Raw genomic sequence first — 15,089 nt, 5'->3', positions numbered from 1 at the left:
CTGGTGCCCCAGGCAGGAGTCGAACCTGCGACCTTTCGCTTAGGAGGCGGCTGCTCTATCCGCTGAGCTACTGGGGCTGGTGTGGGCGACTGGCCCGCACGGGAGCCTACAAGGGGTACGCCGGCCGCTCGCCCGCGCCGCCGTACCGGCGGAGGTTCCCAGGGAGAACTGCCGCTTGTCGGCTGAAACCTCAGCCGGGCGGAACCTGTCAACCTGCGTGGAGTCGGTCGCGGTTGGTTTTCTGGTTGATGGCCACCTGGGCCATGGGGGTCCGGACCCGAGGCGGGCTGGCGAATCGTTCGGGGTGGGCGGCGTAGAGGGCGTCCATGGTGTTTTGGCGTCGGTGGTGGACGCCGGTCCAGGTGCCGTGGTGGACGTCGTGGGGGGTGTGGCCCTCCAGACCGCCGTGATGGTGGCGATGGTTGTAGCCCTCGACGAAGTCGGATGCCCAGGACCTCGCGTGGTCGAGGTCGTTGAAGAAGGCCGGGTAGTCGGGGGTGTACTTCGCGGTCTTGAACAGCGCCTCGGAATAGGGGTTGTCATTCGACACCCTTGGTCGGTTGCGGGAAACCTCGATCCCGAGTTCGGCGAACAGGTCGCCCAGGGTGCGTGAGGTCATCGAGGGTCCGCCGTCGGAATGGATGATCCGCGGTAGAACCCCACGCACGGTGAAGGCGTTCTCGAACATCTCGGCTGCCAGGTCGTCGTCCTCGCGGGTCTCGACCCGCCACCCGGTGACCATCCGGGAGAACACATCGAGGGCTAGGTACAGCTGGTAGGTCACGCCCCGGTAGGGGCCCCGGAGGTGGGGTGATGTCCCACGACCAGGCCTGGTCGGGGCCGTCGACGATCAGGGTCGGCATGACGGTGGCGCGGTGCCTGCGGGTGCGTCGCACCGGCCGAGTGCTTTGGTCGATGCCACGGGCGATGCGGTACCAGGTCGACAGCGACGCGACCGGGTCGCCGACATCCAAAGCGTCATAGAAGGCTTGGTAGACCGACTCCTTCGCGGTGAACGCGGCCTGGATCTTCACCACGATCCGAGCCCGCTCAGCCTCGGTGAGCCAGCACCGGGCCCGACGCTGACGATGCGCGATGGGGTCGCCGACCCGCGCGCGGGGATGGTCGCGGTAGTGCCATGTCGAGCGGGCGACTCCGGCCAGGCCCAACGCCGCGCGCTGGGAGAAACCCGCTGCGATCAGCGCAACCACCAAGGCCGCGCTGACCTCGATCACCGACTCCGATTCCGGCCCTGCTTCCGATCCTTGTTCGGTGTCTGGTCGGGAGTCGGGCAGCGTGCAGCGGCCGGCTCGGGCTCGGAGCTCTTGGCTTCGCCGCTTGGATGCAAGAGCTCGATAGCTTTTCCCAGCGCATCGACCGCCCGCCGCTGACGGCCCAGCTCCTCATCGCGCTGCTCGAGCTCGCGTTGATGGGCGGCATCGCGGGCAGCGATCTGCTCACGCAGCGCCGCGTTCTCCTGCAACAACCGCGCGACCGCACTGGTCTCGTCCATGTCCACCCGTCCTTCGGTCCAAGGCACCAGCCCATGGTCCAGGGTGTCGGCCAGCACCGCACGCTTCCAACGCCGCAACTGATCGTCACGGATGCCACGGGTCTTCAGCAGCTTCTGCTTCTCGCCATAGGGGGCGAGCATGTACTCATACACGAACGCGCGCCGTTCCTCGACGCTGTAGACACCCTCAATGGGCAAGTCAATCACTCCTCACATAAGAGCGACTGACTCACACGCAGACTGGCAGACAGGGGGGAAGCGCACGTTTCCCCGGTGCACCGGGGAAACGTCCTCACACCACCTCGAAGGAGATCCCCGCAGCCCGGAGCCGGGCGAGCAGGTTCTCCCCCATCGCGGCGGCGGGGGTGACCTGGCCGGAGGTGGGCGGGTTGTCGTCCAGCGCGAGGCACATCGCGGACTCGGCGAGCATCTTCGCGGTCTCGGTGTAGCCCGGGTCGCCGCCGGAGACCCGGGTGTGCACGGTCTCCCCACCGCCCTCGCCGACGAAGTCGACGGTGAACCACGACCTCTCGCGCTTGGCCGCGTCCGGGCCGGAGCCGGGGTCCACCCGCGAGCCGAGGAGCTCGCGCACTGGCTTCACCTGGGAGACCGCCGCCAGGCCGAGCGCACCGACCGCGCCGCCGGCGGCGTAGCGCAGCGTCTTGGTCCCCGCGTAGTGGGAGTAGCGGAAGTCCGGGCCGTAGCGGTCCAGCGCCGCCCCGCTGCGCGCCACGACGAACGGGTCGATCGTCGGCAGTGGCAGCAGGTAGTAGCCGAGCACCGGGTCCTTGCCGGGCTTGCCGGAGACGGCCTTGGAGCGGCGGCCCTCGGGGCGCGGCTCGCGGCGGCGCCGGTCGCTCATCGCCTCGCGCATCTGCCGGGCGCGGGCGAACTGGCCGAGTGCGCTGTGGAAGGTGCCGCCGGAGAACGACGCGTTCGAGCGGACCACCCCGCGCAGGGTGATCGGCACGCCCTCGGGCAGCTGCTGCACGGTGAAGAATGCCCCGAGGTCGTGCGGGATCGAGTCGAAGCCGCAGGCATGCACGATCCGGGCGCCGGTACGGCGGGCCGTGGCGTCGTGCTCGAGGTACATTCGGTCGACGAACTCCGGCTCGCCGGTGAGGTCGACGTAGTCGGTGCCGGAGGCGGCGCACGCGGCGACCAGCGGGGCGCCGTATTCCAGGTAGGGCCCGACCGTGCTGATGACCACCTTGGTGCGCGCGGCCAGCGCGGCGAGCGAGGCCTCGTCGCCTGCGTCCGCGACGATCAGCTCCAGGCCGCCCAGCGAGGGGTCGATCTCCGCCAGCCGGGCCCGCACCACCTCCAGCTTGCCAGGGTTGCGGCCGGCCAGCGCCCAGCGCATCCCCTCGGGGGCGTGCCGGGCGAGGTACTCCGCCGTCAGTCCGCCGGTGAATCCGGTGGCGCCGAGCAGGACGATGTCGAGGTCGCGTGGGCTCTCAGGCATGCCGTGATCCTACGGAGCGCGGGTGAGCTTCCGGTGGGAGCTCTTCGGCTGCGAGATCGCCAGATGAGCGACCCGGCGGACTTCGAGCTGACGATGGAGGAGCTGCGCGCGGTGTCCGGGTACGCCGCGGCCTGTGCCACGCCGACCCTGATCCTCGTCGAGCGGGACCTGCCGGGGGACCACCGCCCGACCGCCGCAGTGGAGGCTGCGCGAGCCTTCCCCGAGGGCGCCGCGCGGAGCCGTCGACTGCGCACGACCGCGACCGACGCGCACCGCGCTGGCCGAGAGGCGCCCACCCCGGCCGGTGGGTACGCCGCCATCGCCGCGGGCGACGCGGCGGCCTCGGCGTACCTCCATCCGCTGGCGCGGGCCACCCAGGTGCGGCACATCCTGGGCGCTGCGGCCCACGCCGCTCGTGCAGCGGAACTCTCGCGCGGAGAGGACCCGGTGGTCGCTGAGTACGTGTTGTACGCCGCGGCCCGGCGGGTCACGCCCACCGTGCTCGAGGTGCTCGAGCGATACCCGCGCGTGTCCACTGCGAGCACGCGGGTGGGCGACCTCATGCACAGGCTGGACAGCCTGATCCGCGATCCGGCGCCCACGCCCCGGCCTGCAGAGGATCCAGGGCCCTTCTTCCACGGCACCAGGGCCCATCTGCGGCCCGGCGACCTGTTGACCCCCGGCTGGGGCACGAACTACGGCTCCGGCAAGCAGTCGCAGCACATCTATCTCACCGCGTCCGAGCATGGGGCGCCGCTGGCCGCCGCGCTGGCGCTCGGCGACGGACCGCCGCGGGTCTATCGCGTCGAGCCGCTCGGCGCGATCCATGACGATCCCAACGTCACCGACAAGAAGTTCCCCGGCAACCCGACCCGGTCCTACCGCACCAAGGGGGCCCTTCGCGTGGTCGAGGAGATCACCGGGTTCGAGCTGCCGGACCCGGAGCTCGTCGAGCGGATGCGCACGAACGCCGCCGAGCTCAAGGCACTCGGCATCGAGGCGATGGACGACTGAGCCGACGAGCGTGCCCACCCGCCCCCTCGGTGCTGGTGGAGGCGTGATCCTACGGAGCGCGCGTACGCTCGCAGCATGTGCCGCAACATCCGCCAGCTCCACAACTTCGAGCCGCCCGCCACGCCCGACGAGGTGCACGCGGCCGCACTGCAGTACGTCCGCAAGGTCGGCGGTGCCTCCAAGCCCTCGCAGGCCAACCAGGAGGCGTACGACGTCGCGGTGGCCGCCGTCGCCGAGGCGACCCAGCGGCTCCTGGACTCCCTGGTCACCTCCGCGCCGCCGAAGGACCGCGAGGTGGAGGCGGAGAAGGCGCGCGCCCGAGCCCGATTGCGCTACGCATGACCCAGGTCGCGACCACCACGGGGTACGACGAGGCGCTGGACCTGCTGGCGGCCGGACCGCTCGTCGTGCTGACCGGGGCGGGGCTGTCCACCGACTCCGGCATCCCCGACTACCGCGGACCGGGGTCGGTGCCGCGGCAGCCGATGACCTACCAGGAGTTCGTCAGCGGGCCGGAGGCCCGGCAGCGGTACTGGGCCCGGGTGCACACCGGCTACGGCCGCTTCGGCACCGCTGAGCCGAACGACGGGCACCGGGCGCTGGCGGCGGTCGACCCGGACCTGCTGATCACCCAGAACGTGGACGGGCTGCACGAGCGGGCGGGCTCGCGGCGGCTGGTCGCACTGCACGGCCGGATCGCCGACGTCGTCTGCCTGGGCTGCCGAGAGACCTCTCCGCGCGAGGCGCTGGAGGAGCGGCTGGCCGAGCTCAACCCGGGCTGGCGCGACGCCCACGCCGACCTGGCGCTGCGCCCCGACGGCGACGTGGCGGTCGAGGAGACCGCGGGCTTCGTGGTCGCCGACTGCGACGGCTGCGGCGGGATGCTCAAGCCGGACGTGGTGTTCTTCGGCGAGAACGTGCCCGCCCCGAGGGTGCAGCGCTGCTATGCCGCGGTCGAGGCGCTGGGCGAGGACGGCACGCTGCTGGTCTCCGGCTCGTCGCTGGCGGTGATGAGCGGGCTGCGGTTCGCCAAGCGGGCGGCCAAGCAGGGCACGCCGGTCGTGGTCGTCAACCGTGGCGCGACCCGGGGCGACGACCTGGCGTCGTACAAGCTCGAGGCCGGCTGCACGGAGTTCCTCACCGACCTCGCGACGGTCAGAGGCGCTTGACGAAGATGTGCTCGGCGGAGTCCAGGTCGATCTCGGCCGACTCGCCGCCGGAGCCGAGAAGCACGCCGCCGGCCTCGGTCGCGCGGACCGCGATCGTCTTGCCGGGCAGCGCGCCGGCGCGGCGCAGGAGCGTCATCAGCTCCTCGTCCTTCTGCATCTCCTCGGAGATCCGGCCGACCCGGACCCGCGTCTCCTCCTCCACGGCCAGCCCGGACAGCGGCTCGTGGCCGGTCATGAAGTCCGGCGTCCCGCCGGTCTCGCCCAGCTCCCCCAGCCCGGGGATCGGGTTGCCGTAGGGCGACTCCGTCGGGTGGTCCAGCAGCGCGACCAGGCGCCGCTCGACGTTCTCCGACATCACGTGCTCCCACCGGCACGCCTCTGCGTGCACCAGCTCCCAGTCCAGGCCGATCACGTCGGTCAGCAGCCGCTCGGCGAGCCGGTGCTTGCGCATCACCCGCATCGCCAGGAGGCGCCCCTCCTCGGTCAGCTCCAGGTGCCGGTCCCCCTCGACGGTGAGCAGCCCGTCCCGCTCCATCCGGGCGACGGTCTGCGACACCGTGGGGCCGGACTGGTGCAGTCGCTCGGAGATGCGCGCGCGCAGGGGCGTGATGCCCTCCTCCTGCAGCTCGTAGATGGTGCGGAGGTACATCTCCGTGGTGTCGATCAGGTCGCTCACCCTGCAAGGCTACCCAGGCCGCACACGGGGTGACAGGCTGAGGTCGATGCCTCCCTCACTCCTGTGGTTCCGCCGCGATCTGCGGCTCCGCGACCACCCCGCGCTGCTGTCGGCCCACGAGGACGGGGACGGCTCGGTGCTGCCGCTGTTCGTCGTCGATCCGCGCGTCTGGGAGCGCGCCGGCGCACCCCGGCGCGCCTACCTCGCCGCCTCCTTGCGGGCGCTCGACGAGGACCTCGGCGGCCGCCTGGTGGTGCGGTACGGCGACCCGGTCGCCGTGGTGCCCGAGGTGACGCGGGCGACCGGCGCGGGGAGCGTGCACGTCTCGGAGGACCTCGGCCCCTACGGCGCGGCCCGCGACGCCGCGGTCGCCGACGAGCTCGGTGACGTGCCCCTGCGAGCCACGGGGTCGCCGTACGCCGTCACCCCCGGCCGGGTGCTCACCCAGCAGGGCACGCCGTACAAGGTCTTCACGCCGTTCCTCAAGGCGTGGGTCGAGCACGGGTGGCGCGACCCCGCGCGGACGCCGGAGGACGTGAAGTGGGTCGGCGCCGACAGCGAGGGCCTGCCGGAGGCGTCGAGCGAGATCCCGCCGCCGGAGGCCGGCGAGCGCGCCGCGCTGGAGCAGTGGGCGGGCTTCCTGGACCGGGTCGCGGAGTATCCCGAGGACCGGGACCGCCCCGACCGCGACGGCACCTCGCGGATGTCGCACCACCTGCACTTCGGCGAGGTGCACCCGCGCAGCCTGCTGGCCGACCTCGGCGCCCGGCTCGGCCGCGACCCGGAGTGGGACGAGGGTGCACGCAAGCTCCGCGCCGAGCTCGCGTGGCGCGAGTTCCACGCCGACATGCTGCACCACCGGCCCGAGGCCGTCACCGAACCGCTGCGACCCGAGTTCGCCCGGATGCAGTGGGACGAGCCCGGGGAGCAGTACGACGCTTGGCGCGCCGGCCGGACCGGCTTCCCGATCGTCGACGCGGGCATGCGCGAGCTCGCCGAGACCGGCTACATGCACAACCGGGTGCGGATGATCGTGGCCAGCTTCCTGGTCAAGGACCTGCACGTCGACTGGCGGCTCGGGGCCGAGCACTTCCTGGACCACCTGGTCGACGGCGACCTGGCCTCCAATCAGCTCAACTGGCAGTGGGTGGCCGGCTGTGGCAGCGACGCGGCGCCGTACTTCCGGGTCTTCAACCCGGTCACGCAGGGGAGGAAGTTCGACCCGGACGCGGCCTACATCCGGCGGTGGGTGCCCGAGCTGCGCGACGTCGACGACCCGCACGAGCCGGTCGAGCCGATCGTGGATCACGCGGAGGCCCGGCGCGAGGCGCTGGCCCGATGGGAGACGATCGGCTCATGACGTCGCATCCGCTGATCGTTCCCGCCCGCTTCTGCGGTCCGCCCGTCTCGGGCAACGGCGGCTGGGCCGCCGGCTCGCTGGCTGCCTCGGTGGAGGGCTGTCCCGAGGATCGGGGCACCGGGTGGCCCACGGTCGAGGTGTCGCTGAAGATGCCGCCGCCGCTGGACACCCCGATGCCGGTGACCCAGGAGGACGGGGCCGCGACCGCCACCCACGAGGGCTCCCCGGTCGCCGTCGCCCGGTGCGCGGAGACCGAGCCGGAGCCGGTGGAGCCGGTCCCCTACGACGAGGCGGTCGCGGCGAGCGCGTCGTACCCCGGCCACGTCGCGCACCCGTTCGCGACTTGCTTCGTCTGCGGCACCGCGCGCGAGGCCGGCGACGGTCTGCGGATCTTCCCGGGGAAGGTCGAGCCGGTGACCGAGGGACGCACCCGGGTCGCCGCGCCGTGGACGCCGGACCCGTCGCTGGCCGAGGACTTCCACCACTACGGCGACGAGCAGCCGCGCGCCTCGCTCGCGGTCACCTGGGCGGCGCTGGACTGCACCGGCGGCTGGGCCGGCGACTTCGGCGAGCGGCTGATGGTGCTGGCCCGGATGACCGCGCGGATCGACGCGCTGCCAGTGATCGGCGAGCCGCACGTGGTCGTCGGCGAGGCCCGCGGCACCGAGGGCCGCAAGACCTGGTCGGCGACGACGCTCTACGACGCCGACGGGCGCGCCGTCGGTGCCGCCGAGCACCTGTGGATCTCGGTGGACCCGGCCGCGTTCAGCTGAGCGACGGCCCGCCGCCCGCCGTACAACGTCATCCGCTCCGGGGAACCCCTTCTCCGGTTCGTATGACGTCCCACCGAGCCGGCGCACGCCCAGCCCGCCCGATTGACGCTGCGACCACCCCTCGCGCACGATAGGAGCATGGCGATTTTGAACGATCCAAAGCCGTGGTGGCAGAACGCGGTGTGCTACCAGGTCTACGTCCGCTCCTTCGCCGACGGCGACGGGGACGGGGTCGGGGACCTGCCCGGCATCACCTCGCGGCTGCCCTACTTGCGCGACCTCGGCGTGGACGCGCTGTGGATCACCCCGTTCTACCCCTCGCCGCAGAACGACCACGGGTACGACGTCTCCGACTACCGCGACGTCGACCCCCTCTTCGGCTCCCTGGACGACGCCGACACCCTGATCGCGACGGCCCACGACCTGGGCCTGCGGGTGATCGTCGACATCGTGCCGAACCACACCTCCGACGAGCACGCCTGGTTCCGGGAGGCGGTCGCCGCCGGACCGGGGTCCCCCGAGCGGGCGCGCTACCTCTTCCGCCCCGGCCGCGGCGAGGGCGGCACCGAGCCGCCGAACAACTGGGCCTCCGTCTTTGGCGGACCCGCGTGGGACCGGCTCCCGGCCACCCCGGAGGAGCCCGAGCCCGAGTGGTACCTCCACCTCTTCGACTCCAGCCAGCCCGACCTGGACTGGCGCAACCCCGAGGTGCACCAGATGTTCCTCGACGTGCTGCGATTCTGGCTCGACCGCGGCGTGGACGGGTTCCGGATCGACGTGGCGCACGGGCTCTACAAGGAGGCCACGCTGCGCGACCAGGAGTTCGCGGTCGGCGAGAGCGCGAGCTACGACCACGCGTCGGTCAACACCGACCAGGCGATGGTCGAGCGGCGGCTGACCGACGAGCCGATGTGGGACCAGCCCGAGGTGCACGAGGTCTACCGCGAGTGGCGCAAGCTGCTCGACACCTACGCCGGCGACCGGATGGCGGTCGCCGAGGCGTGGACCACGACCGCGGAGTCGATGGCCCGCTTCGTGCGCCCCGACGAGCTGCACCAGACCTTCAACTTCTCCTGGCTGCTGGCGCCGTGGTCGGCGGAGTCCTTCGCCAAGGTCGTCACCGACACCGTGGAGACCTTCGGCTCGGCCTCCCCCACCTGGGTGCTCTCCAACCACGACGTGGTCCGCCATGTCACGAGGTACGGCGGCGGCGAGGTCGGCCTGGCTCGCGGTCGTGCCGCCACCCTGGCCATGCTGGGGCTCCCGGGGTCGGCGTACCTCTACCAGGGCGAGGAGCTCGGCCTGGAGCAGGTCGACGTCCCGCCCGAGGCGCGACAGGACCCGGCCTGGCTGCGGACCGGCGACGAGGGCCGGGACGGCTGCCGCGTCCCGGTTCCGTGGAGCAGCCAGGAGCCGCCCTTCGGCTTCGGCCCGGGCACCGGCCAGCCGTGGATCCCCCAGCCCGCCGACTGGTCGGAGCTGACTGTGGAGGCCGAGCAGGCGGACCCGGAGTCCACGCTCTCCTTCTACCGCCGCGCACTCGAGGCGCGCCGGACCATCCAGGACGCCGGGGACGAGCTCGCCGTGAGCGTCGACGGCGACCTGCTCGACGTACGTCGTGGCTCGCTGCGAATCCTGCTCAACTGCGGGGATTCCGCGGTCGACATCCCCGCTGACGCGGGCCAGGTCGTGATCGCCAGCGGCCCGGTCTCGGGACGGTCCCTGCCGCCGAACACGGCCGCCTGGCTGCGCTGACCAGCGCTCACTCCCCCGAGTCCAGCGCCTCGTTGTAGAGGTGCAGCCGGTCGGCGAAGCCGGCGACCTCGGCGTCGGACCAGTCGCCGAGACGGGCGTCGAAGAGTGCGCTGCGCTCGCGCTGCATGTGCTCGATGCGGCGCTCGGCCTCGGCGGTGCCGGCGAGCAGGCTGGCCCGGCGGTCGTCGGGGTCCGGGCGCCGCTCGATCAGCCCGAGCTCGACCAGCTGCTGGACCTGCCGGCTCACGCCCGCCTTGTCCATGTGGAAGGCGCCGCTGAGCTCGCCGGCCCGCAGCGGCCCGGTCTCGACGATGTGGTTGAGCACCATGAAGGAGAGCGGGTGCAGGTCCGGATGCACCATCCGGGCGCGGTCGCCCAGCACCCGCTTGACCCGGCGGATGAGGACGCCGAGCTCGGACTCGATCCGCCGGAGGTCGTCGTACCTGCTCATCGCCGGTGCTTCCCCGGGGCTGCAGCCGCCGGCACGGCGTCGGCGGGCACCTGCTGGGCGGCGAGCTCGTCGTCGCGCAGCACGGACGTCCGTAGCGGCACCTCCCTGATGAACAGCACGCAGAGAAACGCGCCGATCGCGAACGGCAGTGCCACGAGGAAGATGTGCCCGGTCGCGTCCCCGAAGGCGTTCTCGAAGATCGAGCGCAAAGGGCCGGGCAGGGTGGACGGGTCCGGGATGCTCCCGGTGTCGTGCCCTGCGCCGCCCGGGAGCTGCACGCCCTGCTCGGCGAGCCGGGTCAGGCCGGTGCGGACCGAGCGGGCGACGTCGTGGGCGAGCACCGCACCGAGGGCGGAGACGCCGACCGACCCGCCGAGGGAGCGGAAGAACGCGACCACGGAGGACGCGGCGCCCATGTCGGACTGGGCGACGTTGTTCTGCACCGCCAGCACCAGGTTCTGCATCGTGGCGCCCAGGCCCAGGCCGAGGACCGCCATGAACGCGCCGACGTGCCACAGCGGGGTCTGCGCATCGATCGTGGACAGCAGGCCGATCCCGACGATGACGAGGACCATGCCGCCGACCAGCCAGCGCTTCCAGACGCCGGTGGTGGAGATGATCCGGCCGGACACGATGCTGGAGATCAGCAGCCCGCCGACCATGCAGACCGACATCAGGCCGGCCTCGGTCGGCGACATCCCGCGCGCCCGCTGGAAGTACAGGCTCAGGTAGACCGTCGAGCCGAACATCGCCACGCCGATCAGCACCGAGGCGACGGTGGCCAGGGAGAGGGTGCGGTCGCGGAAGAGCCGGAGCGGTACGACGGGCTCGCGGGCGACCCGCGCCTCGACGTACACCGCCGCGGCGGTCACCAGCGCGGCCGCGGCCAGCATGAGGTAGCTGGTGGTCGAGCCCCACGCGAACTCCTGGCCGCCCAGGGACACCCAGACCAGGAAGATCGAGACGCCGCCGACGAGCAGCGTGGCGCCGAGGTAGTCGATGTGCGCCTCCCGCGTGCGCACCGGCAGGTGCAGGGTGCGCTGGAGGACGACGAAGGCGAGTACGGCGACCGGGAGGCCGGCGAAGAAGCACCACCGCCAGCCGACGGTGTCCACGAGCAGGCCGCCGACCAGCGGCCCGGAGACCGTGGCCAGGGCGAACGTCGCGCCGATGTAGCCGGAGTAGCGGCCGCGCTCGCGCGGGGAGACCATCGAGGCGATGACGACCTGGACCAGCGCGGTCAGGCCGCCGACGCCGAGGCCCTGGAAGGCGCGCGCGCCGATGAGCACCTCCATGTTCGGCGCGAAGCCCGCGACGACGGAGCCGATGGAGAAGATGACCAGCGCCGCTTGGACGAGCAGCTTCTTGCTGAACAGGTCGGCCAGCTTGCCCCAGATGGGGGTGGTGGCGGTCATCGTCAGCAGGGTGGACACGACCACCCAGGTGTAGCCGGTCTGGCTGCCCTCGAGCTCGGAGACGATGGTGGGCAGGGCGTTGGACACGATGGTGCTGGAGAGCATCGCCACGAACATGGCGAGCAGCAGGCCGCTGAGGGCCTCGAGCACCTCGCGGTGCGACATCTCCCCGCTCTGGGCGGCGGGGACGGGACGGGTCTGGGTCACGGAAGGAGCTCCCATAGAAGTGCTTGGTTGCGCTAGGTCAATAGTTGCGTCAACGCAACTATATGACTCGCTGTTCCCGTCACCCAGCCGACGTCGGGGTGACGCACACCACCCGGAGAATGCAGACGACCCGCAGGTGCGGAGCCGCCGGAGCGGCTCCCGGCCCGGGGGACGTGCCCGGGCTCACCTACGGGTCGGGTGTCTGCGTTGGGATTGCCAGCAGTACTTCGAGCCTGGCTCGTCGCTGGCCGGTTGCTGCTAGACCGCAGCCACCTCACGCGTCCTATCAGTACTCAACTTAGGACCACCTCCTTTCCCGTGTGCGTCCACGGTAGGAGGGGACGGGGCGTCACTCAAGCGATTTCTACTCCGGCAGCGGCGCGAGGGACGGCTCGTCGGGGGTGGAGAGGGTGAGTACGGCGTCCGCGATCGTCTCCTGCTCCTCGATCTCCCGCTCCAGGGAGCGCAGGGTGAGCGCCAGCTCGGACTCCGGCAGGTTCCCGACGATGTCGACCGCGGCCACCATGAAGAACCGGGTCGGCCCCACGACCTCCAGGCGCAACTGGGTCACCCGACTCACCGACTCCCGCGCCATGAGGCGGGCCAGCACCCGGTTGTGCAGCGCCGGCCAGACGGGCTTGCCGATCAGGAAGGCCCGGTTGCGCTGGATCAGGAAGACCGCGATCACGCCGAGCAGCAGGCCGACCGCGATCGAGCCCGCGGAGTCCCAGCGGCCGTCCCCGGTGACCTGGTGCAGGAAGACACCGGCGGCAGCGAGCAGGATGCCGATCAGGGCCGCGGCATCCTCCATGAAGACCGCACGCAGCGTGGGGTTGGACGTCCGGTAGAGGAAGGTGGCCGGGCGCAGGCCCCACCTGGTCGCCTCGCCCCGGGTCTGCTTGACCGCCTGACGGAACGAGATCCCCTCCAGCACGAACGCGAGGCCCAGGACGACGTAGTTGACCAGGTAGTCCGCACCGCCGCGTTCCCCCCAGGTGGTGATGCCGTGCCAGATCGACACCATCGAGCCGGCGGCGAAGAGCCCGACGGCGGCGAACATCGACCAGACGTAGGCGTCCCGGCCGTAGCCGAGGGGGTGCGACGCGTCGGGCGGGCGGGCCCCGCGCCGCTCGGCCTGCAGCAGGAAGATCTCGTTGCCGGTGTCCGCCCAGGAGTGCGCTGCCTCCGCGACCATCGAGGCCGAGCCGGTCAGGACGGCGGCGACGGACTTGGCCACCGCGATCGCGGCGTTCATCGCCAGGGCGAGCAGCACCGTGAAGAGGCTCTCCCCACCCGGTGCGGCCTTCGCGTCGGTCTGGCTCATCGGGAGGGGACCTCCTCGTCCTCGTTCTCGGGGTCGTCCATCGGTGCGGTGAACTGAGAACGATAGAGGGCGGCGTAGGCGCCGTCAGCGGCGAGTAGCTCGGTGTGCGAGCCCTGCTCGACGATCGCGCCGTCCTCCATCACCAGGATCAGGTCCGCGTCGCGGATGGTGGAGAGCCGGTGGGCGATCACGAAGGAGGTGCGGTCGCTGCGCAGCGCGGTCATCGCCTGCTGCAGGAGCAGCTCGGTGCGGGTGTCGACCGAGGAGGTGGCCTCGTCCAGGATCAGCAGCTCGGGGTCGGAGAGGAACGCCCGGGCGATGGTGACCAGCTGCCGCTCGCCGGCGGACAGGTTGGAGCCCTCCTCGTCGACCACGGTGTCGTAGCCGTCGGGCAGCGAGTGCACGAACCGGTCGACGAAGGTCGCCTCGGACGCGGCGAGCACCTGCTCGTCGGTCGCGTCGGGGGCGCCGTACGCGATGTTGTCCCGGATGCTGCCGCCGAAGAGCCAGGTGTCCTGCAGCACCATGCCGATCCGGGAGCGCAGCTCGCTGCGCGGGATCGTCGCGATGTCCACCCCGTCCAGGGTGATCCGGCCGGCGTTGAGCTCGTAGAACCGCATGATCAGGTTGACCAGCGTGGTCTTGCCGGCGCCGGTCGGGCCGACGATCGCGACCGTCTGCCCCGGCTCCGCGACCAGCGAGAGGTCCTCGATCAGCGGGCGGTCGGGGGTGTAGGAGAAGGAGACGTGCTCGAAGCGCACCTCGCCGGCTCCGGCCTCGCGGCCGTCGGGAGCGGGGTTCGGCGACTCCTCGTCGGCGTCCAGCAACTCGAAGACCCGCTCGGCCGACGCGACGCCGGACTGCAGCAGGTTCACCATCGAGGCGATCTGCGACAGCGGCTGGGTGAACTGCCGGGTGTACTGGATGAACGCCTGCACCTCGCCCAGCGAGAGCTGCCCGTTGGCCACCCGGACCCCGCCGACGACCGCCACGATCACGTAGTTGAGGTTGCCGACGAGCATCATCACCGGCATCACCAGCCCGCTGACGAACTGCGCCTTGAACGAGGAGGAGTAGAGCTCGTCGTTCTGCTCGGCGAACAGCCGCTCCGCCTCCGCCCGGCGACCGAACACGGTCACCAGGGAGTGCCCGGAGAAGGTCTCCTCGATGTGCGCGTTGAGCCGGCCGGTGCTGCGCCACTGCTCGACGAACAGGCCCTGGGAGCGCTTCATGATCTGGGTGGTCAGCACGATCGACACCGGCACCGAGACCAGCGCGATCAGCGCGAGCAGCGGCGAGATCCAGAGCATCATCGCCAGCACCGCCACGACGGTGAAGATCGAGGACATCAGCTGGCTCATGGTCTGCTGCAGCGAGGTGGAGACGTTGTCGATGTCGTTGGTCGCCCGGCTGAGCAGCTCGCCGCGGGACTGCCGGTCGACGTAGGCGAGCGGCAGCCGATGCACCTTGTCCTCGACGTCGGAGCGCATCCGGCGTACGACGCCCTGGACGATGTCGTTGAGCAGGAACCCGGCCAGCCACTGCAGCAGCGACCCGGCGACGTAGATCGCCAGCACCCACAGCAGCACGTCGGCGACGGCGCCGAAGTCCACGCCCTGGCCGGGTACGACGTCCATGCCGGCCACCATGTCGGCGAGCTGGTCGTCTCCGGCGCGGCGCAGCCCCTCGACCGCCTGCTCCTTGGTGACCCCCTCGGGCAGTCGCCCGCCGACCAGGCCGGCGAAGATCAGGTCGGTCGCCGCGCCGAGCACCCGCGGCCCGACCGACATCAGCACCACGCTGCCCAGGGTCAGCACGACCACGCCCAGCGCCTGCATCCGGTGCGGCCGCAGCCGGGCCAGCAGCCGTTTGAGGGAGCCGGCGAAGTCCAGGGCCTTGCCGCCGACCTGGGCGCCGCCGCCGAGGGGCCCGCGGCCTCCGCCGGGACCGCCCTGCATCCGCTCGGT

General features: G+C 71.7%; 14 protein-coding genes and 1 tRNA gene. 6 read left to right on the top strand and 9 right to left on the bottom strand.

The window, feature by feature from the left end:
- Position 1 precedes the first annotated feature (1 nt).
- The 4 genes from K8W59_RS02300 to K8W59_RS02285 all read right to left on the bottom strand — a co-directional run bounded on the left by K8W59_RS02300 (position 2) and on the right by K8W59_RS02285 (position 2,978).
- Positions 2-77, bottom strand: a tRNA-Arg gene (locus K8W59_RS02300).
- Between the two features lie 131 nt (positions 78-208).
- Positions 209-784, bottom strand: coding sequence for a DDE-type integrase/transposase/recombinase (locus K8W59_RS02295; RefSeq protein WP_223397153.1), 576 nt, complete (start codon positions 782-784; stop codon positions 209-211).
- Positions 785-1,231: 447 nt separating this feature from the next.
- Positions 1,232-1,720, bottom strand: coding sequence for a hypothetical protein (locus tag K8W59_RS02290; RefSeq protein WP_223397152.1), 489 nt, complete (start codon positions 1,718-1,720; stop codon positions 1,232-1,234).
- 85 nt (positions 1,721-1,805) lie between these two features.
- Positions 1,806-2,978 (bottom strand): saccharopine dehydrogenase family protein, encoded by a 1,173-nt coding sequence (locus K8W59_RS02285; protein WP_223397151.1) that lies wholly within the window; start codon positions 2,976-2,978, stop codon positions 1,806-1,808.
- Between the two features lie 63 nt (positions 2,979-3,041).
- Here K8W59_RS02285 and arr point away from each other — a divergent pair, with 63 nt between their 5' ends.
- From arr to K8W59_RS02270, 3 genes are all read left to right on the top strand, one after another.
- Positions 3,042-3,992 (top strand): NAD(+)--rifampin ADP-ribosyltransferase, encoded by a 951-nt coding sequence (arr, locus tag K8W59_RS02280; protein ID WP_223397150.1) that lies wholly within the window; start codon positions 3,042-3,044, stop codon positions 3,990-3,992.
- A 75-nt stretch (positions 3,993-4,067) separates the two neighbouring features.
- On the top strand, positions 4,068-4,334 hold the full coding sequence (locus K8W59_RS02275) for a DUF2277 domain-containing protein (protein ID WP_223397149.1): 267 nt from the start codon (positions 4,068-4,070) through the stop codon (positions 4,332-4,334).
- Positions 4,331-5,161, top strand: coding sequence for a Sir2 family NAD-dependent protein deacetylase (locus K8W59_RS02270; protein WP_223397148.1), 831 nt, complete (start codon positions 4,331-4,333; stop codon positions 5,159-5,161). The genes K8W59_RS02275 and K8W59_RS02270 overlap by 4 nt, the downstream gene beginning before the upstream one ends.
- On the opposite strand, the gene K8W59_RS02265 is transcribed toward K8W59_RS02270, so the two are convergent.
- Complete coding sequence (locus K8W59_RS02265; protein WP_223397147.1) at positions 5,148-5,837, bottom strand: metal-dependent transcriptional regulator; 690 nt, start codon at positions 5,835-5,837, stop codon at positions 5,148-5,150. The genes K8W59_RS02270 and K8W59_RS02265 overlap by 14 nt on opposite strands.
- A gap of 46 nt (positions 5,838-5,883) precedes the next feature.
- Between K8W59_RS02265 and K8W59_RS02260 the strand changes: the two genes are divergently transcribed.
- The 3 genes from K8W59_RS02260 to K8W59_RS02250 all read left to right on the top strand — a co-directional run bounded on the left by K8W59_RS02260 (position 5,884) and on the right by K8W59_RS02250 (position 9,725).
- A complete protein-coding gene (locus K8W59_RS02260; protein ID WP_223397146.1) occupies positions 5,884-7,197 on the top strand; it encodes a cryptochrome/photolyase family protein in 1,314 nt (437 codons plus the stop codon).
- Complete coding sequence (locus K8W59_RS02255) at positions 7,194-7,970, top strand: hypothetical protein (protein ID WP_223397145.1); 777 nt, start codon at positions 7,194-7,196, stop codon at positions 7,968-7,970. Before K8W59_RS02260 ends, K8W59_RS02255 begins: the two co-directional genes overlap by 4 nt.
- 138 nt (positions 7,971-8,108) lie before the next feature.
- Positions 8,109-9,725 (top strand): glycoside hydrolase family 13 protein, encoded by a 1,617-nt coding sequence (locus K8W59_RS02250; protein WP_223397144.1) that lies wholly within the window; start codon positions 8,109-8,111, stop codon positions 9,723-9,725.
- Positions 9,726-9,732: 7 nt separating this feature from the next.
- Here the strand turns inward: K8W59_RS02250 and K8W59_RS02245 are convergent, their stop codons facing one another.
- The 4 genes from K8W59_RS02245 to K8W59_RS02230 form a co-directional block, all read right to left on the bottom strand.
- Complete coding sequence (locus K8W59_RS02245; RefSeq protein ID WP_223397143.1) at positions 9,733-10,176, bottom strand: MarR family winged helix-turn-helix transcriptional regulator; 444 nt, start codon at positions 10,174-10,176, stop codon at positions 9,733-9,735.
- Positions 10,173-11,798 carry an MDR family MFS transporter gene (locus tag K8W59_RS02240; protein ID WP_223397142.1) on the bottom strand — a complete coding sequence of 542 codons (1,626 nt, stop codon included), beginning with the start codon at positions 11,796-11,798 and terminating at the stop codon, positions 10,173-10,175. The genes K8W59_RS02245 and K8W59_RS02240 overlap by 4 nt, the downstream gene beginning before the upstream one ends.
- A gap of 364 nt (positions 11,799-12,162) precedes the next feature.
- On the bottom strand, positions 12,163-13,122 hold the full coding sequence (locus K8W59_RS02235; RefSeq protein WP_223397141.1) for a cation diffusion facilitator family transporter: 960 nt from the start codon (positions 13,120-13,122) through the stop codon (positions 12,163-12,165).
- Positions 13,119-15,080, bottom strand: a complete 1,962-nt coding sequence (locus tag K8W59_RS02230) for an ABC transporter ATP-binding protein (protein WP_223400032.1) — start codon at positions 15,078-15,080, stop codon at positions 13,119-13,121. The genes K8W59_RS02235 and K8W59_RS02230 overlap by 4 nt, the downstream gene beginning before the upstream one ends.
- Between the last annotated feature and the right edge of the window lie 9 nt (positions 15,081-15,089).

The sequence above is a fragment of the Nocardioides rotundus genome (assembly GCF_019931675.1).
Classification (GTDB): Bacteria; Actinomycetota; Actinomycetes; order Propionibacteriales; family Nocardioidaceae; genus Nocardioides; species Nocardioides rotundus.
The sequence above is the reverse complement of the archived record's forward strand: the minus strand, read 5'-3'. Positions and strand labels throughout refer to the sequence as shown.

Excerpts from the sequence above, each read along its gene's own strand:
- K8W59_RS02285 (WP_223397151.1), bottom strand. The coding sequence starts at position 2,978 with ATGCCTGAGAGCCCACGCGACCTCGACATCGTCCTGCTCGGCGCCACC.
- arr (WP_223397150.1), top strand. The coding sequence starts at position 3,042 with ATGAGCGACCCGGCGGACTTCGAGCTGACGATGGAGGAGCTGCGCGCG.
- K8W59_RS02275 (WP_223397149.1), top strand. The coding sequence starts at position 4,068 with ATGTGCCGCAACATCCGCCAGCTCCACAACTTCGAGCCGCCCGCCACG.
- K8W59_RS02270 (WP_223397148.1), top strand. The coding sequence starts at position 4,331 with ATGACCCAGGTCGCGACCACCACGGGGTACGACGAGGCGCTGGACCTG.
- K8W59_RS02260 (WP_223397146.1), top strand. The coding sequence starts at position 5,884 with ATGCCTCCCTCACTCCTGTGGTTCCGCCGCGATCTGCGGCTCCGCGAC.
- K8W59_RS02255 (WP_223397145.1), top strand. The coding sequence starts at position 7,194 with ATGACGTCGCATCCGCTGATCGTTCCCGCCCGCTTCTGCGGTCCGCCC.
- K8W59_RS02250 (WP_223397144.1), top strand. The coding sequence starts at position 8,109 with ATGGCGATTTTGAACGATCCAAAGCCGTGGTGGCAGAACGCGGTGTGC.
- K8W59_RS02245 (WP_223397143.1), bottom strand. The coding sequence starts at position 10,176 with ATGAGCAGGTACGACGACCTCCGGCGGATCGAGTCCGAGCTCGGCGTC.
- K8W59_RS02235 (WP_223397141.1), bottom strand. The coding sequence starts at position 13,122 with ATGAGCCAGACCGACGCGAAGGCCGCACCGGGTGGGGAGAGCCTCTTC.
- K8W59_RS02230 (WP_223400032.1), bottom strand. The coding sequence starts at position 15,080 with ATGCAGGGCGGTCCCGGCGGAGGCCGCGGGCCCCTCGGCGGCGGCGCC.